General features: G+C 54.3%; 21 protein-coding genes and 1 tRNA gene. 9 read left to right on the top strand and 13 right to left on the bottom strand.

Annotated features, from left to right (window positions below; all coding sequences use genetic code 11):
- Positions 1–6 precede the first annotated feature (6 nt).
- From AB7E06_RS07405 to AB7E06_RS07390, 4 genes are all read right to left on the bottom strand, one after another.
- Positions 7–1,026 carry a sulfate ABC transporter substrate-binding protein gene (locus tag AB7E06_RS07405; RefSeq protein ID WP_406611994.1) on the bottom strand — a complete coding sequence of 340 codons (1,020 nt, stop codon included), beginning with the start codon at positions 1,024–1,026 and terminating at the stop codon, positions 7–9.
- A gap of 127 nt (positions 1,027–1,153) precedes the next feature.
- The gene (locus AB7E06_RS07400) at positions 1,154–1,633 is read right to left on the bottom strand and encodes a class I SAM-dependent methyltransferase (protein ID WP_427955990.1); all 480 of its coding nucleotides are present in this window, start codon (positions 1,631–1,633) and stop codon (positions 1,154–1,156) included.
- A gap of 30 nt (positions 1,634–1,663) precedes the next feature.
- Positions 1,664–1,936, bottom strand: a complete 273-nt coding sequence (locus tag AB7E06_RS07395; RefSeq protein ID WP_427955987.1) for a hypothetical protein — start codon at positions 1,934–1,936, stop codon at positions 1,664–1,666.
- Between the two features lie 224 nt (positions 1,937–2,160).
- Entirely contained in the window at positions 2,161–2,370 is a 210-nt protein-coding gene (locus tag AB7E06_RS07390; RefSeq protein WP_094196995.1) for a cold-shock protein, read from the bottom strand.
- A 410-nt stretch (positions 2,371–2,780) separates the two neighbouring features.
- On the opposite strand from AB7E06_RS07390, the gene AB7E06_RS07385 reads away from it, so the two are divergent.
- Positions 2,781–3,005, top strand: a complete 225-nt coding sequence (locus AB7E06_RS07385) for a hypothetical protein (RefSeq protein WP_321277870.1) — start codon at positions 2,781–2,783, stop codon at positions 3,003–3,005.
- Positions 3,006–3,080: 75 nt separating this feature from the next.
- On the opposite strand, the gene AB7E06_RS07380 is transcribed toward AB7E06_RS07385, so the two are convergent.
- From AB7E06_RS07380 to AB7E06_RS07365, 4 genes are all read right to left on the bottom strand, one after another.
- Complete coding sequence (locus AB7E06_RS07380; protein WP_427955982.1) at positions 3,081–3,473, bottom strand: hypothetical protein; 393 nt, start codon at positions 3,471–3,473, stop codon at positions 3,081–3,083.
- A gap of 541 nt (positions 3,474–4,014) precedes the next feature.
- Entirely contained in the window at positions 4,015–4,212 is a 198-nt protein-coding gene (locus AB7E06_RS07375; protein ID WP_427955979.1) for a hypothetical protein, read from the bottom strand.
- A 169-nt stretch (positions 4,213–4,381) separates the two neighbouring features.
- Positions 4,382–4,457: transfer RNA gene (locus tag AB7E06_RS07370), tRNA-Val, on the bottom strand.
- Positions 4,458–4,548: 91 nt separating this feature from the next.
- Positions 4,549–4,821 (bottom strand): HU family DNA-binding protein, encoded by a 273-nt coding sequence (locus AB7E06_RS07365; protein WP_427955976.1) that lies wholly within the window; start codon positions 4,819–4,821, stop codon positions 4,549–4,551.
- Between the two features lie 569 nt (positions 4,822–5,390).
- On the opposite strand from AB7E06_RS07365, the gene cobA reads away from it, so the two are divergent.
- The 7 genes from cobA (at position 5,391) to nirJ (ending at position 10,793) form a co-directional block, all read left to right on the top strand.
- Positions 5,391–6,173, top strand: coding sequence for a uroporphyrinogen-III C-methyltransferase (gene cobA / locus AB7E06_RS07360; RefSeq protein WP_108727613.1), 783 nt, complete (start codon positions 5,391–5,393; stop codon positions 6,171–6,173).
- A gap of 185 nt (positions 6,174–6,358) precedes the next feature.
- Entirely contained in the window at positions 6,359–6,547 is a 189-nt protein-coding gene (locus tag AB7E06_RS07355; protein ID WP_230017876.1) for a c-type cytochrome, read from the top strand.
- Positions 6,544–7,704, top strand: a complete 1,161-nt coding sequence (locus AB7E06_RS07350) for a cytochrome D1 domain-containing protein (RefSeq protein ID WP_427955971.1) — start codon at positions 6,544–6,546, stop codon at positions 7,702–7,704. The genes AB7E06_RS07355 and AB7E06_RS07350 overlap by 4 nt, the downstream gene beginning before the upstream one ends.
- Positions 7,694–8,680, top strand: coding sequence for an Lrp/AsnC family transcriptional regulator (locus AB7E06_RS07345; protein WP_346548330.1), 987 nt, complete (start codon positions 7,694–7,696; stop codon positions 8,678–8,680). The genes AB7E06_RS07350 and AB7E06_RS07345 overlap by 11 nt, the downstream gene beginning before the upstream one ends.
- Positions 8,673–9,158 (top strand): Lrp/AsnC family transcriptional regulator, encoded by a 486-nt coding sequence (locus tag AB7E06_RS07340; RefSeq protein WP_427955967.1) that lies wholly within the window; start codon positions 8,673–8,675, stop codon positions 9,156–9,158. Before AB7E06_RS07345 ends, AB7E06_RS07340 begins: the two co-directional genes overlap by 8 nt.
- Before the next feature lies 1 nt (position 9,159).
- A complete protein-coding gene (locus tag AB7E06_RS07335) occupies positions 9,160–9,657 on the top strand; it encodes an Lrp/AsnC family transcriptional regulator (protein ID WP_094197003.1) in 498 nt (165 codons plus the stop codon).
- Positions 9,658–9,659: 2 nt separating this feature from the next.
- A complete protein-coding gene (gene nirJ, locus AB7E06_RS07330) occupies positions 9,660–10,793 on the top strand; it encodes a heme d1 biosynthesis radical SAM protein NirJ (RefSeq protein WP_427955963.1) in 1,134 nt (377 codons plus the stop codon).
- Positions 10,794–11,242: 449 nt separating this feature from the next.
- Here the strand turns inward: nirJ and AB7E06_RS07325 are convergent, their stop codons facing one another.
- The 3 genes from AB7E06_RS07325 to AB7E06_RS07315 are packed head-to-tail and all read right to left on the bottom strand — an operon-like array spanning position 11,243 to position 14,177.
- Positions 11,243–12,223, bottom strand: a complete 981-nt coding sequence (locus tag AB7E06_RS07325) for a precorrin-2 dehydrogenase/sirohydrochlorin ferrochelatase family protein (protein ID WP_094197006.1) — start codon at positions 12,221–12,223, stop codon at positions 11,243–11,245.
- Between the two features lie 48 nt (positions 12,224–12,271).
- Complete coding sequence (locus AB7E06_RS07320; protein ID WP_427955959.1) at positions 12,272–12,616, bottom strand: c-type cytochrome; 345 nt, start codon at positions 12,614–12,616, stop codon at positions 12,272–12,274.
- Between the two features lie 13 nt (positions 12,617–12,629).
- Positions 12,630–14,177 (bottom strand): nitrite reductase, encoded by a 1,548-nt coding sequence (locus AB7E06_RS07315; RefSeq protein WP_094197008.1) that lies wholly within the window; start codon positions 14,175–14,177, stop codon positions 12,630–12,632.
- 331 nt (positions 14,178–14,508) lie between these two features.
- Here AB7E06_RS07315 and AB7E06_RS07310 point away from each other — a divergent pair, with 331 nt between their 5' ends.
- The gene (locus tag AB7E06_RS07310; protein ID WP_094197009.1) at positions 14,509–15,981 is read left to right on the top strand and encodes a PLP-dependent aminotransferase family protein; all 1,473 of its coding nucleotides are present in this window, start codon (positions 14,509–14,511) and stop codon (positions 15,979–15,981) included.
- A gap of 13 nt (positions 15,982–15,994) precedes the next feature.
- Here AB7E06_RS07310 and AB7E06_RS07305 read toward each other — a convergent pair whose 3' ends face one another.
- Positions 15,995–17,230, bottom strand: a complete 1,236-nt coding sequence (locus tag AB7E06_RS07305) for a cystathionine gamma-synthase family protein (RefSeq protein WP_094197010.1) — start codon at positions 17,228–17,230, stop codon at positions 15,995–15,997.
- A 158-nt stretch (positions 17,231–17,388) separates the two neighbouring features.
- Positions 17,389–18,135 carry a 23S rRNA (guanosine(2251)-2'-O)-methyltransferase RlmB gene (gene rlmB / locus AB7E06_RS07300; RefSeq protein ID WP_063690574.1) on the bottom strand — a complete coding sequence of 249 codons (747 nt, stop codon included), beginning with the start codon at positions 18,133–18,135 and terminating at the stop codon, positions 17,389–17,391.
- Positions 18,136–18,193 lie beyond the last annotated feature (58 nt).

Below are 18,193 nucleotides of genomic sequence, written 5' to 3'. Positions count from 1 at the left end.
GTAGGGTTATCTGCTCAAGTAGATGCTGTCGAACACGCCGCCATCCGCAAAGTGCTTGGCTTGCACCTGTGTCCAGCCACCCAGCTCATCATCCACCTTATACAACTTCAACGCCGGAAACTGATCGCGGTACTTAGCGGCCACCGACTCCAGGCGAGGACGGTAAAAATGACGTGCGGCGATTTCCTGCCCTTGCGGGCTATACAGATATTCCAGATAGGCTTGGGCCACTTTTTCTGTGCCATGCTTGGCGACATTAGTGTCAAGCAATGCCACAGGCGGCTCGGCCAGAATGCTGCTGGAAGGCACCACAATATCGAAGCGATCAGGCCCCAGATCCTTCACCGACAAGAGAGCCTCGTTTTCCCAGGCAATCAATACATCGCCAATGCCCCGCTCCACAAAAGTTGTGGTCGATCCACGCGCACCGGAATCCAGCACGCTGACGTTGCGATACAGTTTGGCCACAAAATCTCGGGCCTGCGCCTCGTCCCCATTACCTTGCTTTAAGGCATACAACCAGGCAGCCAGATAATTCCAGCGTGCCCCTGCCGAGGTTTTAGGATTAGGCGTCACCACCTTCACATCAGAGCGAATCAAATCGTTCCAGTCGTGAATCCCTTTGGGATTGCCCTTGCGCACCAGCAGAACAATCGTAGAGGTGTAAGGCGTACTGTTGTCCGGCAGGCGAGCTTGCCAGCCTTTGTCCAGTAAACCGGACTGGGCGATTTGATCGATATCGGAAGCAATACCCAGTGTCACCACATCAGCGGGCACACCATCAATAACGGTACGCGCTTGCTTGCTGGAGCCACCGTGGGAACTACGGATGACCACACTGTCACCTGTTTGTTCTTTGTAATGTGCCTGGAATGCCTTGTTGAATTCAGCGTACAGCTCACGCGTTGGGTCGTACGAAACATTCAGAATGCTGACCTCGGCCGCGACCGCCGTTGCAGCCGCTAACACCAAAGCGAGCAAAGCCCCTGCCCGAACGCCCTTCCACCTCTGTTGAATCCGCTTCATGTCCCATCCCCTAGAAACCATTTCCAAGCAATGAGAACGAGTCTAGCAAGGGTGTTACACCCGGCTAAATACCGATTCTTTGGTTAGATATAGCGGGGAGATGGAGGGGGCGGAAACGGCTGCCGGATCAAGACTGGTCTACGCTAGCCCGATCAAAGAAACGCTTGCAATTGCCCTGGTCGCGATAGAAGTTGGCTTCAATCAACTCGCCCTGCCCGGCACCGAAATTCACATCTTCGGTCGAGTTCAGACGACATAGAAACAAGGCACCGGGCCGCAAGCTGTTCCAGATTCTGCGCACAATGGTCCGGGTTTCATCCCATGGAAAGTAATGCAAGGACAGACTGGCCAGAACCAGCTCAAGATTATTCGCCGCTTCCGGCCAAGGGCCGCGCGTATCCCTGCACTCAATCTGCGCCTCGGGCGCACGCTGCTGCGCGATCGCCACGCACTCAGGCGAGAGATCAAAAGCCATCACCTTCACGCCTGCCCGGATCAAAGTCAGCGTGTCGTCACCAAAACCACAGCCTGTCTCCAGCACCGGCGAGGCGATTTCACGTTGAGCGATTAAAGGCAACCAGCGATCAAGCCAAGGGCCCGAACACATAAGCGCGTTTCTTGTACGACAAGGAAAAAATCAGGCGGCAGGAACACTAAGGTCACGGATCAGCAAAGTTAGAACAATCGCCGCCAACAGACACTCGCCGACATTGAACCAAAGGTGCCACGGCTTGGACTTGCCACTATCGCCCAATGCATAGCGTATCCCTCTGTAATTGATCCAGCCCAGGCTCACGACCAACAACGGCCACAGGATCCACAGCGGCGGGAAAAACAGAAGAAACATGAAGGCCAGCCAAGCCAGAATCAGAGTGGCAAGTGGAGACAGACAAGAGAGGAGTTTGCTCATGAAGACCCAAGGAGCGCATATCGACCAGCCTAGTGTCACCTGAAATAGTCGCTGCGCTCAAGAGCAGGCAAAAAGCAGCGACAAGTTTGGCAAGACTGCGAAATCATCTCGGCCCTACCTTGCCTTGGACCGGATAAGTAGAATTGAAAAAGCCGAACCCAATGTTTCAAAGGGCCCGGCTTTATTGATCAACGCAACGCTTGCCTAATCAGGCAAGCAGAGGATCAAATGATCTGGATCTGGGTAGCGCAAGGGCCTTTCTGGCCTACGCCTGCAACGAAAGAAACTCGTTGGTTCTCTTCAAGAGATTTAAACCCAGCACCCTGAATTTCACTGTGGTGTGCGAAGAGGTCTTTACCGCCACTTTCGGGCATGATAAAGCCGAAGCCTTTTTCGTTATTGAACCACTTCACGATACCAATTTCTGTTTTCAATGTATGTCCTAATTAATCAGGGGAAAAATGTCCCTGGACACACTATGGACGCTATTTGCAGATATAGATAGCGCCGTTACAAATTAAACCGACGCCACACCTGCGCGAACCATCAACGAAGCATATGAAGGGTGCTCGGCCTCATGACTTTGCGCCCCGCTATACGTCGATATCCCAGAGCACTGTGCCCATATCTGAATACCTATAGGTCACTTACTCGCAGGTAATGCAGGAATTGACGTTGGCCCCAGCTACGTCTCTCGCATGCTCTCCCCTGGAAGAAAAACAGGTCAAAAGCGCATTGGTGAGGAGCGTGTCGAACGACTGAATGCCGCCTTCCCTGGCTGGTTTGCCGCTGAATCTGGGGAGCTGACAACTGCAATCAGTTGCGCACCGCCCCCAGCATACCTATGGCCGGAATTCCTCCCCCCACCACCTCTAAGGGCCGTGGCCGGGAAGCCGGCGTCCCCGTGCAACTCATTCAACACGCAAATGTGCTTGAGCAGTGGGTGCGTGAAAAAGTGGGTAGTGTGAACCCGTACCGCATCAGGGGACTGACTGATAGCCGCAACAATATGTCTCCCACCATCAATGACGGGATTTTTTTTGTCGATGTGGAGTGCCAGAGTGTTTAAGCTGGCGGAGTCTACGTGCTTGATGTCGCGGGTCGGTTAAATAGCCGCCTGATGCTTAACCCGGCACGCAACCATTTAGACTAGAGAGCCCCATACTTGCACCAGCCCATAAACCAAACAGATCGCTGAGCTGATCATGATAAACCGGCGGCTTCGACCGGTACCCGCCAGGGCCAACGGCCCAAGCAAACCGCGCAACAAGTAGATCGAGGTAATGCCGATCAAAGCCGGTCGCACCAAGGGAAGGCGCTCGATCACGCCAGCAGCGGACAGCGCGTAGGCCGCCCATACCGCAAGCACTAAGGCGATCCCTGCTGTAAACACCGCAGGAAACCAGCGGCCAGCCTGAGCCGCACGCACAAAGCGATCGCCTGCGCCAAACAGTTGATACCAGGAAGGCCCAACAATGATCACCCCAACATGCAGCAGGGCAGCTATAAGACTGAGCCCAGCGCCGATCACAAGCATTAAGTTATATTCGTTTGCCATTTCATCCTGACTTATTGCGGGCCTCCGCCAACTGGAGGGGGGTTGCGTAATTTAGCATGCCAACCACTTCACCGTCGCATGACAATGCACTCCAAAGCTGGCGGATACGGCAGATCAGTCCTTGTTCGCGGAAGTCGGCCCTCTTGAATGATCGCCAATTTCCTTTCGTACTCACCGCGCTAAGCCTACGGTCCCGCCCCATATCAACACGTCCGCCACCCGACAGCGCAGCATCCAACTTGATGTGCGTACCCATCCGGTAACGAGACGCTGTGAATGATCAGGAAACTGGACGTAGCCTTTTCTCACTCCCCAGTCGGTGCAACGAGCCCCTACGCGGGCACTCATGGTAGCTGGCGCAGCAGCCCCACCCTTTTTATTTCTGATGATCCAATTATCTACCCAGCCGACAGTAATCCTGGCCAACGGCCAATCCTCATGCATGCGCACAATCGTGCGCTGTGCTGCGACATTCTTCGGGAATGGATGGGCTTCCGGTTGGCACTCTCTGTCCAAGGCGTTAATCGTCAGGATGCGGCCGTCTGGCTGATGCGCTGAAGAAATGATGCCCCAATCCCGTAAAGGACATCAAACCGCTGGGCATACTCATCGCCCCTTGCTCAGAGACGAAGGTCATATGGACAGGTTTTTCCAGTAACCCGGCTTTTTTGAATACGTATTCCCAGGTGCCGTTTGTGCGGATCTGTTTACAAGCCATTACATTTTCCCAGCACACCATCCAAGCTTAAACAGGCTTCAATGCAGGGCGTAGTTGAGTGGGTAGCAAGCCAATCCTGGTTGGTTGAGGCTATCCAAAAAGCGGGCTAAACAGGCACAAAAAAAGCACTTAGTTTTACCTAAGTGCTTGATTCGACTAGCAAAAGAAATGGTGGGTGCTGAGGGGTTCGAACCCCCGACCTACGCCTTGTAAGGGCGCCGCTCTACCAGCTGAGCTAAGCACCCATTTCTGTGATGCCGTTCTTCTTGTGAAGAAAAAGAATTATAGGATCAAAGATTTTTTTTTGCAAGTCTTTTGCGCCAATTAATTTAAAAATTAATTCAGGGCGTCTTTCAGAGCCTTACCGGGACGGAACTTAGGCACGTTTGCGCCTTCGATCTCGATGGTTTCGCCGGTACGTGGGTTACGACCCGAACGGGCAGCGCGTTCCGACACAGCGAAGGTGCCAAAACCAACCAGAGTAACCGTATCTTTTTCTTTCAGCGTGGTGGTCACGGCATCGATAAACGCATCCAGCGCACGACCAGCGTCAGCTTTGGACAGATCGGCTTTGGTGGAAATGAATTCGATAAGCTCGGTTTTATTCATTGAGAAAATACCCCTGAAAATTATTTTACGGGCCCCCAGCGGGAACCAGTGTGTGGCGGTCAGACTTAATAGTGACAAACGAAAGGGCAGCTAAGCACTGCCGTCTGCCATTGCTACCGGGCGCATAAGCACCCCGGTTGGCTACCGCGTATTAAGCCTTCGTTTAATACCCGTGTCAAGCAAAAAACCTCTGTAACCCGCATCATTGCTCACTGTTGATACAAGTTGCAGGACTTTCCCTAATTTGTGCCGCGAAACTTAACAGGCCGTCGCAAATATGTTATTTGAACTTTTAAAACTTCAAAATTAGCCGACTGATACTGTGATTTTGAATGTTTTTCAACTGCTTATGCGCCCCTCTCTGCAGCCGCAAAAACCACTCTCAGCCTAATTTCCCTTACGAGAGCCGGACTTAACAACAGATAACACCTTATCTGAGTGACAGGAGCAAGGCTCTGCACCCTTCTCTTGAGCACCAACCGTGCCCATATCAGAGCGGTCTGCTCTCCTACAATTTTCTGCATTGTTTGACTGTATTTCGGTACTTGCTACCGTCAAGGAGCGCAACGATGCACGGCAAGGTTTATTTGGTTGGGGCGGGGCCTGGCGACCCTGAACTTCTCACACTACGCGCTTTATACCTGCTGCAACATGCAGATGCTGTGGTCTATGACCGCTTGGTCAGCCGCGCCATCATGAGCTGCATCAACCCTGAAGCCACCCTGCACGATGTTGGCAAGGTGGCCGCGTGCAAACCCAGCATGCAGGACGACATCAACGACATCCTCTTATCACTGAGCAGAACGCATCAGCGCGTTATCCGCCTAAAAGGCGGTGATCCCTTTATTTTTGGGCGCGGCGGCGAGGAGCAGCTTTATCTGCAACAACACGGCGTCCGGGCCGAGGTTGTGCCTGGAATTACTGCCGCAACGGGCTGTGCGGCTTCTTTAGGCATTCCCTTGACTCATCGCGGGCTGGCCAGCAGTGTGCGCTTTATCACCGGACATTTGCGGGACAACCAAGGCCTGGAACTGAACTGGGCCTCCCTATCCGACCCCACCTGTACGCTGGTGTTTTACATGGCCATGGCCAATTGCCGTCATATCGCCCAGGCCTTGATCCAACATGGACGCAGCCCACATACGCCCATCGCCCTGGCACAGGACGCCACACTTAAAAGCCAGCGATGGGGCTTGGGTACATTGCAGACACTTCCACAGCTAGCACAGACATTTAGCCCTCCCGCCTTGCTGATCATTGGGCAAGTTGTACAGCTACACCCGGACTACCCGCAGCCCACATCAAACACGCAAGACGCACTCACACCCGAATCATCCTGGGCACTGATGTGAGTGGTTTGCACTTCTCTTTAAAACGCTGCGGCAGACGGACTCTGGCCCGGATTGGGTTGCCTGTATTGCTCACCCTTGTTGACCCGCAACAAGCCACTGCAAATGACGTTACGTTGACTTCAGAGCAGCGCCTCTCTTTACAAACACTACTTCATCAAGAGTGCGGTTCCTGTCATGGCTTGTTCTTGAAAGGAGGTCTAGGCCCAGCTTTGACGGCAGATGCCTTGCAAGGCCAAAGCCCAGAACAAATCGCCTTGACCATCATGCAAGGTCGCCCCGGCACCGCCATGCCTGCCTGGAACCGCTTTTTGCAGCCAGCGGAAAGTTTATGGCTGGCGAACTTTCTTCTCCAGAACTCGGATACAGCACCATGAAAGCACTCATGACTCTTAGCCTGCTTGTCGTGTTAAGCGGCTGTGCCAACTCACTACGCGGCACTAACGACCTGGGGCTGATCGTCGAGCGCGCCACAGGCAGCGTAGCCCTTGTTGAGACCAGTCACCGCAGTCGCTTGGCGCGTATTGAGGGCTTGGGTGACCTCTCCCACGCCCATATCACTTATTCGCGCGACGGACGGTATGGCTATATATTCGGACGTGATGGCGGGCTGAGCAAAGTGGACCTGATCAAACAAGTTGTAGTCCGCCGCATTATTCAGTCCGGCAATGCCATAGGTGGGGCGATCTCCCAGGACGGCAAGCTGATTGTGGTACAGAACTACGAACCCGGCGGTATCAAGGTTTTTGACGCAAAGACCCTGGAATTGGTCAGTGAAGTTCCGTCCTACTACGCCCCCGACAAACGCGCCAAGGTGGTTGGACTGGCTGACCTACCGAATCAGCAATTCGCCTATTCCTTGTTCGAGGCCGGTGAAATCTGGCTCACCGACTTATCCGACCCGCTGCGCCCCACAACACGGCGTTTTGCGGCAGGCAGCCAACCTTACGATGCCATGGTCACCCCAGACGGACGCTACTACATTGCCGGCCTGTTTGGCGAAGACGCTTTGGCCATGCTGGATTTATGGAAGCCTGAAAATGGAGTCCGAAAAATCTTGCCAGGCTATGGCAAAGGCGAAACCGCCCTGCCCGTCTACAAGATGCCGCATCTGCGTGGCTGGTCCCAAGCGGGTCAGGACTTGTTTTTGCCTGCCATTGGACGCCATGAAGTACTAGTGGCCAGCACCTTGGATTGGCAAGAAAAAACTCGCATCCCTGTTCAGGGCCAACCCGTTTTCGTCATGGCTCAGCCCGATGGCCGGCAAGTCTGGGTGAACTTTGCTTTCCCAGACAACGACAAGGTACAGGTCATTGATGTTGCCACTTTAGAAGTGATTCGGACCTTGGAAGCAGGCAAAGCGGTTCTCCACATGGAGTTCACCCCACGCGGCGAGGCTGTCTGGATTTCAGCACGAGACGATAATCGAGTCAGCGTATACGACACCCGCAGTTTCAAGCGATTGGACAGCCTGGAGATTCAGCAACCCAGCGGGGTGTTTTTTACGCATCGGAGTGGTCGCATTGGTTTCTGATCTTTCCCCTTCTGCCTTTCAACTATTGAATGCCTGGCAACACGGCTTCCCCCTGGAGTCCCGTCCGTTCCGTAAGCTGGGGCTGCTATTGGGACTAAGCGAGCAAGCCGTGATGGACTATCTCCAAGGCTGGCGCAGCGATGGCATCATCAGCCGTATCGGGCCGGTACTGAACCCCGCCTGCATGAGCAGCACCTTGGTGGGCATGCCTATCCCAGCCAAGGATCTGGACAGGATTGCGAACTGGATCAGCACCCTGCCCGCTGTGAACCACAACTACGCACGCGAACACGCGGTCAATCTATGGTTTGTGCTGACCTGTGCGAATGAGCAAGAACGGCAGGCAACCCTGGACCACATCGCCCAATACACCGGTTTGTTGCCCTTGTCCTTGCCCATGCTCCGGGCCTATCACATTGACCTGGGGTTTAGCCTGACTACTCATGTCAAAATTGCCAGCCCCTTGGCACCAAGCCATAGTCTGCCTGCATTAGGCAGCGCCGAACGCAAACTCCTGGAGCGCTCCTTGCAAGGCTTGGAGATACAAGCCGAACCTTTCAAACCTTGGGCAGAGCATGCCCAAATGAGTGAGAAACAAGTTCTGCAACACCTGCGCAGCTTTCTGGAACAAGGTGTTTTCAGACGGTTTGGTCTGGTTTTACGCCATCGCACGCTGGGCTATAGCGCCAATGCCATGTGTGTCTGGACGGTAGACAACCATCGTATCGACGCCTTGGGTGAGGAACTGGCCAGGCAAAACGGCATCACGCTTTGTTACCAACGACAGCCCCACCCGCCACATTGGAATCACAACCTGTTTTGCATGATTCACGGCAAAGATCGCCAGCACGTACTGGCTCACCATGCGGAACTGAATAGCCGTTTAGGCTTGGGACAGTTCCCACAGGACGTGCTGTTTTCCACTCGCTGTTTCAAACAACGCGGAGCCCTGCTTGGCCCGGCCTATCATGACTGACACTCACACGACGCCACTGCATGCGCCGGTCGAGTTAGACGACACCGACCGCCACATTCTCAATCGCTTGCAAGAGGGTTTCCCCATCTGCTCCCGCCCCTTTGCACGACTGGCTCCTGATCTTTCTTTAAGCGAATCCGACCTGATTGCGCGTGTCCAGTGCCTGCGTCAATCCGGAGTCCTGACCCGCTTTGGCCCCCTCTTCCAAATTGAAGCCTTAGGCGGCGCTTACTGTCTGGTCGCCATGTCTGTACCGGAAAAACGGTGGGACAGCGTTGTCAAAACCGTGAACCGCCATCCCGAAGTCGCCCACAACTACCGACGCGCTCACGCCTTAAATATGTGGTTTGTACTGGCCACGGCAAGCGCACAAGACCTTGAGGCTTGCCTGACCACAATCGAAACCGAAACCGGCTTACCTGTCTTCGCTTTTCCAAAAGAACAGGAATACGCACTTAGCCTGAAACTGGAGCTTTGACATGGAGCATTTGAACCCTGCCTATACCGCACTGATACATGCTTCGCAGCAGGGGCTGGCTATAGAGCCGCAGCCTTACCTAAGGCTGGCGCAGGCGCTAGGCGTCTCCGAAGCCTATGTCATGAAGCAGTTTCAAACCATGTTGGACCAAGGTTTGATAAGACGGATTGCAGCCATCCCGAATCACTACGCCCTGGGCTATGTAGCCAATGGCATGTGCGTCTGGAATATTGCAGACGAGCGCCTGGACACCGTGGGTACATGGTTAGGTTCACAAGCTGGAGTCAGCCATTGTTATCGTCGCCCGCGTCGTCTGCCTGCGTGGCCATACAACCTGTTTGCCATGCTGCATGGCAAGGACCATGACACGGTCCGTGCCCAAGCAAAGAACATCAGCATGCACATCACGCAGCACTTTCCGGGTGTCTTGCACGATCACGACATTTTGTTTTCCACGGCCATTCTTAAAAAGACCGGCCTGCGTCTGCGGAGGCCTTGAGCATGTTCCGGATATCCCGTTTTATCGCTGCCCTGCACTCTCCTGTTGCCGCCACGCGTGCCAGCAAAGCCCCTGTGGTGATCTGGAATCTGATACGTCGTTGCAATCTCCATTGCAGCCACTGTTACTCTGCCTCCACCAACAAGGATTTTCCCGGCGAACTGAGCTACGAGCAGGCCTGCTCTGTCATGGACGATCTACATCAGTTCGGTGTGCGCGCCCTGATTCTGTCCGGCGGTGAACCCTTGCTGCGCAGAGACATTTACGACTTGGGTCGACGCGCAAAAACACTGGGTATGTACGTAGGGCTATCGTCCAATGGCACCCTGATTACTGAACAGAATATCGACCAGATTGCCGACTGCGGCTTTGACTATGTCGGCATATCCCTGGATGGTTTGCAGGCCAGGCATGACCGGATTCGTGGTGAAAACGGAGCCTACGCTGCTTCCTTGCATGGTTTACGGCTGTGTCGCGAAAAACACTTGAAAGTGGGCCTGCGCTTTACTCTGACCCAGGAAAATGCGGCTGACCTCAATGGCCTGCTGGCAGTGATGGGCCAGGAGCAAATCGACCGCTTTTATCTCTCTCATCTAAATTACGCGGGCCGAGGTCTTAGCAATCGCGCTTTGGCCAGCCATCACGCCGTCACCCGGCGGGCCATGGAACAACTTTTCACGACCTGCATGACGTATCAGAAAGCCGGAAAACCCAAGGAATTTACCTCAGGGAACAATGATGCCGATGGCGTTTTCTTCCTGCACTGGGTACGACGCCACTACCCAGATCAGGCTAAAAAAATTCTGACCATGTTGCGTCAATGGGGTGGAAACTCCTCCGGCCAAGGAATTGCGAACATTGATAACCGTGGCAATGTACACCCGGACACCATGTGGTGGCACTACAGCTTAGGCAATGTGCTTAAACAGCCTTTCTCAGAGATTTGGTCCAACAATCAAGATCCTTTGTTAGCGGGACTGCGCCAACGGCCAAGGCCTGTACAGGGACGCTGTGCGAGATGCGCCTACCTGGATATTTGCAATGGTAATACGCGCACCAGGGCAGAAAAAAGTACGGGCAATGTATGGGCAGAAGATCCGGGTTGCTATCTCAATAACCGGGAAATTACTGCCTGAGCCTGCCCAATCAAGAAGCCAGTCAAAGCCCTTTTCGCTGTACCCCAATCCCGAATCCCCTTCCCTGCCCGGCCACGAAACCATGCAAAGCAACTGTCCAGAACAGTAAAGCAGCACTGAGAGGCGAATACAGTCTCCAGACATAGCCAAGTTCGGATAAAAGTCTGGACAGAGACGGACCCGAACCCCGGATTTCCTGCATACTCTGTACCGGTACAAATACAAACACCGATGATGCTGCCGGTGCCAGTGCTGGTGCAGATGCCAATGCTGGTGCTGAAGCGGATGTGGATGTGGATGTGGATGCTGGCAAAGTTCATCATTTCCAGGCCCATAAGCCTGCACAAACAAGAGACAAAAAAAGTGAGGCAAGAATTCTTGCCTCACTCAAGCAGCTCCATATAACGTAGCAAGCACACACCACCTAGCTCTTCATCACTCCAACACTTCTAAGCCAGTTCACAGCTCAGGCCTTGCTGCTTTAACAGCTCAAGCAAAGGTTGCACATCCCACGAAGACTTCCAGGCAATGACGATGCGCTCTCCTGGCGCCCATGAACGGCATAGCGGTGTCCAGAACGCCTGATTCAACAGGGTATCTTGCAAGACCACACCGGCCTGATCCAAGGCCATCAAACGGGCATCACGGCGTGCTTTTTCCAGAATCGCGGGCAGGATCAGAGGCAGGTACAAGACCCAGTCCGCCTGATTCAATTTTCGCAGAGCGCGCAGCGTCAACAAGTCCACGGCCTCCAAATCCGCGATAGGCAAAATGGTGACCTGAACATGCTGCTGGGGGGTCTGCTTCTGCAAGGCGTCATCAAAAGCTGCCAATGCTTCGGTGGACTTTCCTTGTGCCAGGAGGTCAGGAATATGGCCATCAAGCACGTAGTCAAAAAAATGACGGCGAGTATGCACCTCGGGAAAAGCTTGCTTGATATCAGCTCGACGACGAGCCAGCAGACCGGCCAAGTCCCCTACGGATTCAGGCAACTCGCTTTCTATCCACTCCCGAACCCGCCGCGCCAGCACAGGTGCAGACCCTGCCGAGGAAACCGCAATCATTAAAGGCGAACGGTCGATCATGGCAGGAACCTGCACGGTGGACAGTTGCCCGTCATCAACCACATTACAGGGCAGATGCAAGGCATCGGCCGCCTGAGCCACGATACGATTTATTTCTCGTCGTCCGGTGGCCGCGATAACCAGCCAGGCCTCGCGAATATGCTCGGCGACAAAAGCAGTGAACAAGCTGCTTAGCGCCCCTGCTTGCGCGCTGGCCCGTAACCAGGGAGTCTGTTCCGGTGCAACCACCGTCACCCGCGCTCCTGCGCGTAACAAGAGCCGAACTTTACGTTCGGCAACCGAGCCGCCACCTACAACAACAACGGCTTTGCCAGTCAGATTGAAGAACAAGGGAAACACATTCATTGCAGGACATCCTTAAGGCGCCAGTAAAAACTGGCGCCCAGTTCACACTTACTTCAAGCTGGCAAAGTAGGCAGCCAGTTCATTCACCATTTCCGGGCTGAGCGGTTCAGCCATCGGGCTCATGATGGGATCGTTACGCTCTCGGGATTTGAACTGCTGCAACTGCTTGACCAGATACTCCACCTTCTGCCCCGCCAAGTTGGGGTACATGCCTTCCGTACTGACACCTTCCAAACCATGACAAGAGGCACATAAAGGCAACATGGATGACGCCTGGGCCGACAGTTGTGACTGCCCATGCGAACCTTGTAAACCGGCGGGTTTATCCGCCGCCAACGCTGTACCTGAGCCTAAAAGACCAACCAGAGCCACACCCATAAAAAGCTGTTTCATGACATTCCTTTGCTTAGAATTTTTGGGTTTCAGGCTGACCGATGGTGAGCCAGCGAGTGCGAGCGCGAGAGAAAATACCCGATGGGCTTTCCATCTTGTGCTCGGCTACCAGCTCCAGGCTACGGCTGTCGTAGATTTTCAGACGGTCCCCCCAGTAACCCGAGCTGACGTACAAGTAATCTCCTGTGCGGTTGTAGTTAGGGAAGAAGGCATGGCCGCCCACATCCAGGGTTTTCGCCACCGACAAGGTGTTTTTGTCGATTAACTGAATCCAGGAAGCGCGCTTGTCCTTGTCAATAATGTCCACCGCCACATACGGTGCATTGGGATGTGCGGCAGGCGATTCGGTGGCCCCGGCTACCGGGATTTGTTTCACCACGGAAAAGTCCTTGGTATCCCAGGCCGTAACAACCGAACCCAGCTTGCAGCTGCCCATATTGGTACCGAAAGCCAGCATGCGACCATTCACTTCGGTAACCGCCCCCGAGCCTGCATGCGGTTGGCAGCCAGCTGGAATATCACGCACCACCTTGTCGTCCTTCAAGTCGATCGCCACATATTTGTTGTCATCGTAGGAAGCCACCATGGAGTAGCGACCATCAGGCGTCAGGAAAGTGTCATGCAACATGCGGCCCACCTTGGCCAGTTTGGTGACCGGCATGTCTGGCTTGTCCGGATCAATAATCCAGATCTGCCCGGCTTGGCGCAGCGTCAGTGCAAACTTGTTATTGATGCGGCTGCCAATGATGGGACCGCCGGCGGATTTGATGAAATTGCCATCCGGGTCCTCGCCCTCCAGAGCAAGATACTTCACCGGCTCCAGTGTGTCGGCTTTCAGGATGACCATGCTATTGGGCACAAAAGAACTCAGTGCCAACCACTTACCATCTTTGGACAATGCAATACCGGTCCCCGTCAGGCCCACTTTGGCCTGCCGCACAATCTGCAAGGTGTACAGGTCAATTTTGTAGACGTGACCATCATCGCTTTTCAGGTAACCCCAACGCTCATGGCTGGGACTGAACTCCATGATATGTGGCGCACCAACCGTGGCAATTTCACCCACCTTCTGATTGTTCTTGCCATTGATGAAAACGGCGCGTGCCTGATTAGAACCATCCCCCCGACCGTAGCGTCCCCGGGCCATGATGACCATCAAGTCGTAGACGGAGTCGATCTCGTAATTGGGCTTGCTGGGCAAGGTGGATTCGTCCACCAGTACTTTCACGCTGGCACGAATTTGATCCATGTCCCAACTGCGTTCCACCACGGGCTCGTTCTTGATCATCTTGGCCAGGGCACGAATATCCTCGTCGGGTAAACGTCCGACAAAAGGCGGCATCAAGGTATCCGGGATTCCAGTCATGATGGTGCCGCGCAAGGCAATCTCGCTTTGAACCAGGCGATCACTGTGCAAGCCCGGAGCAATATACCCTCCCCGGTCGGCTGCGTGACACACCGCACAGTTTTGCTGAAACAAGTTGTCTACCCGCACTTGCTCTTGCGTCGGTGCCGCCAGAGCCGCACTGACGCTGGTAGACAGGAAGGCCAGGGTCATCATTTTTCTATACATTCCATTACCTCCAACAATTGCCTTGCTAAAGGGCAAGACCATAACAACTATAACGATTGTTATTTTTTACTGAGAAGGTATGGATACAGATTACATAATGGGAATGGTTTTTTTATATCGTAATTACAATAAATTAAACACTCTTACTGAGATAAAAATATCCATGACAAGAGGCCAGTTGGCAGATCAAGAAGTCGGATAAATTTATCACGAACGAATCGTCACTTTGAGCTAACTCAAGTTAAAACTAGAGGCTGCTGCCTATAGTGGCCCGGCTTGGCTCGCCCTTGATGGTTTTGATTATTTTTCCAGTCCCGCCATGTTTTCTTTACCGATTACGCTCTCTCATACCCATAGCCCACCGTACAAGCGACAAATTGCACGTCAAATTGAAACCCTGATCTGTTCGGGACGTTTGCAGGAAGGCAATCGCCTGCCCTCAATCAACCGTATGGCTTCTTTGCTGCAGGTTTCTAAAAACACGATCATGGGTGCCTATGATTTGCTAATCGACTCCAACCTGATTCATAGCGAACCCAGCCGGGGCTTTTTTGTCGCCACGCCCACCCGCAACGGGCGCAGTCGACTGGTGCCGGATTTTGTCATGGAGACGGCCCACTGTTCACGCAACCTGCGTACCAGCACGGCCCTGGCCAGCGGTGTTCATGTGCCCGCCGCCAGTGTGCCGGTTCGTTTTGATTTCAAGATTGGGCGCCCCTCGCTTCATGCCTTTCCGCTGCGCCAGTTCATTTATCTATCCAATCAACTATTGCGTTATGCAGGCACTGGTATGACGGACTATCCACCGCCTGAAGGTTTATGGGGTTTGCGGCTGCAAATTGCAGATTATCTGGCCGCCAGCAAAGGCATTTTGGCTGACCCGGACCACATCCTCATTACGGCAGGGACGCAGGAGTCCTTGAGCCTGATTGCGGCCCACTTTCTGGACGAAAACAGCTGTGCGGTGCACGAATCGCCTGGCTATAACGGCTTCAGGCATCTACTGGCACGCCATCGTACTCAGGGCATTCCCGTGCCTGTAGATCAACACGGCTTATGCACCGATCAATTGCCCAACAGGGCGGTCCAACTAGCCTTTGTCACGCCCTCCCATCAATACCCCTTGGGGCACACGCTGACAGTGCCGCGCAGGCAGGAGCTGCTGGCTTGGGCCAGCTCCAGCGGTGCTTTGATTATTGAGGACGACTACGACGGAGACTTCTGTTATGGCCCGGCCCTACCTGCGCCGCTCAAGGCCATGAGCCCCGGACAGGTGATTTACCTGGGTTCGTTCTCGAAAACATTGGGGCCTGGTTTGCGCTTGGGCTATATGGTCTGTCCACCCCATTTGAGCCAGGACTTTATTGCTCGCAAGGCCTTGCTCAACAATGGATCGCCCTGGTTAACACAAGCTATTCTGGCACGTTTTTTTGATGAGTATGACTATCCTCGGCACCTGCAGTATTTGCGTCGCCGTTACCTGGAGCAACGCAATACCCTGCTGCAGGGACTAAAAAAAGCATGGGGAAATACCGGAGTGGTCAGCGGACACAATGCTGGCATGCATCTGGCTTTCCGACTGCCTTCACAAGGCCCGGATGCCCATCACGTTGCTGCGGCAGCGCTTCGCTATGGCATACGCCTATACCCTTTGGCACAGGCCGCCAGCCAGGAAGCGGACGGCAGCGACCCACGCCATCTGCTATTTGGCTACGCGAATCTGGAGTGCAGCGAGTTACAACAAGCGATGCAGCATCTAGCCCTGATACAAGCCAGGCTGAACCATGGCTAGCTGTGCAAAGAACTTAAGACTGGGCCAGTGCCTGATCAAAGTCGGACGTCAGATCAATGATCTCTTCGATACCCACAGAGATACGCAACTGATTGTCGGAAATACCCATCAGGGCACGCTGCTCGGGCCCCATCTCGTAGTAGATGGTATGGGCAACGGGCAGCACCAGACTGCGGTTGTCACCCAGGTGCGTAGCCAGAACAAAGACTTTCAGACGATTCAGGAAGTCGAAAATTTCGATGCCCTCTTCCAGCACGACACTCATCAGGCCGCCGAAGCGATTGCCGAACAACTGAGCCGTACGCTCGTGTTGGGGGTGATCCTCCAGACCCGGATACTGCACGTGCTTCACCTTGGGGTGAGCCTTCAAATGGCGCGCCAAAGCCAGCGCATTGGAACAGATGCGCTCCATACGCAACGGTAAGGTTTCCGAGCCTACAGCCAAACGGTGGGCCACATCGGACGACAAGGTGCCGCCCATATCGCGCAAGCCCTTCTTACGAATCTGTACCAGGCCCCAGTTCTGCGTATTGCCATTGCGGTATACCTGGGCAATATTAGGATAGGTCGTCCAGTCAAACAGACCTGTATCTGTCACCATGCCACCCAGAGCATTACCGTGGCCACCAATGTGCTTGGACAGCGAGTTGACCACCAAAGAGGCTTTGAACTCGCGGCCGGGCGACAGGTAAGGCGAGGACAAAGTGGCATCGACCACATACAACAAGCCCTCGTCCTGACACCATTGCCCCACCCCTTTCAAATCAGCCACCTGTGTGCCCGGATTGGCAATGGTTTCAAGAAACACCATGCGAGTATTGGGCTGACGCGCGGCTTGCACCTGGGCCACATCGGTTGCGTCTACCAGCGTGGTTTGAACACCCAGGTCGCGCAAGGTGCCCAACAGACTATTGGTGTTACCGAACAGATATTTGCTGGCAATCAGGTGATCACCCTGGCGCAGCAAGGTAAACAGGGTCGCGGTCAACGCGGCCATACCGGTTGCAAAGCTGACGCTGCCCACCCCTTTTTCCATACGCGTAATCTTGGCTTCCAGCGCCGCCGTGGTGGGTGTGCCCTGACGAGAATAGGTAAAGCCGGATTTGCCCTGAAAGACTGCGGCCAGCTCACGCGCATCCTGAAAACCGAACTCGGTCGATGGGTGCAATGGCTGATGAATAGCGCCATACTGCGTACCCAAACGACGGTCAGAGTGCAAGGTAGAGGTAATAAAGCCGTTTTCTTCCATGATCGTTTCAAAGCCCATAATGCGTGTACACACCGTCAGCACCGATTGGGTTTTGCCCGGCTGACGGCCAATTACTTATTATCTGGTGAAGCGGCGAATGAAGCCCGCCGTTTTTTATACAAATAAGTAATTAAGTAAGTAACAAGACTTAAAAGAAATTAGGCCTGGCTACGTTGACGCAAGGTTTCGTACAGACAAACCGCACTGGCGACACTGACGTTCAAGCTTTCTACCGCGCCCATCATGGGAATGGAAACCAGCTCGTCGCAGGTTTCACGGGTGAGACGGCGCATGCCCTCGCCCTCGGCGCCCATCACCCAGGCCATGGGGCGGCGGGCATCCACCTGGTGGAATGTGTGGGTGGCTTGATCACTGGTACCGACTAGCCAGACATCGCGCTCACGCAGCATGCGCATGGTACGGGCCAAGTTCGTCACCGTAATGTAAGGGGTCGATTCGGCCGCACCGCAAGCCACGCGCGAGACCGTCGCGTTCAGACCCACGGCACGATCACGAGGCGCAATCACGGCATGCGCGCCGGCTGCGTTGGCACTACGCAGGCAGGCACCCAGGTTATGAGGGTCTGTGACCCCGTCCAGAATCAGCAAAAAAGGAACCTGACCGGCCTCTTCCAGATCATCCAGCAATTCGTTGACATCAACGGCCAGCTCTTGCTCCAGAGCCAATGCCACCACACCCTGGTGACGTGTGCCTTTGGCCAGACCATCCAGACGCTCGACCGGCACGGCCATGACTTTCAAGCCTGCCTGCTCTACCTGTTCGATAAAGGCCAGCATCCGTTTGTCGCGCCGGGTCTGATCCACATAGACCTCGCGCACCGAAGCGGCGCTGAAACGAACTCGGGCAATAACGGCATGGAAACCGGCCAAAACCTGCTGAGGCATAACAATCCTTGGGGGAAATAAGAGCAAATAAAGAAAGCCGGGCAAAAAGCCCGGCTTG

This window comes from Alcaligenes sp. (assembly GCF_050255915.1).
Taxonomy (GTDB): Bacteria; Pseudomonadota; Gammaproteobacteria; order Burkholderiales; family Burkholderiaceae_B; genus Alcaligenes; species Alcaligenes aquatilis.
Note: the sequence above shows the minus strand (reverse complement) of the source record. Positions and strands in the feature narration are given on the sequence as shown.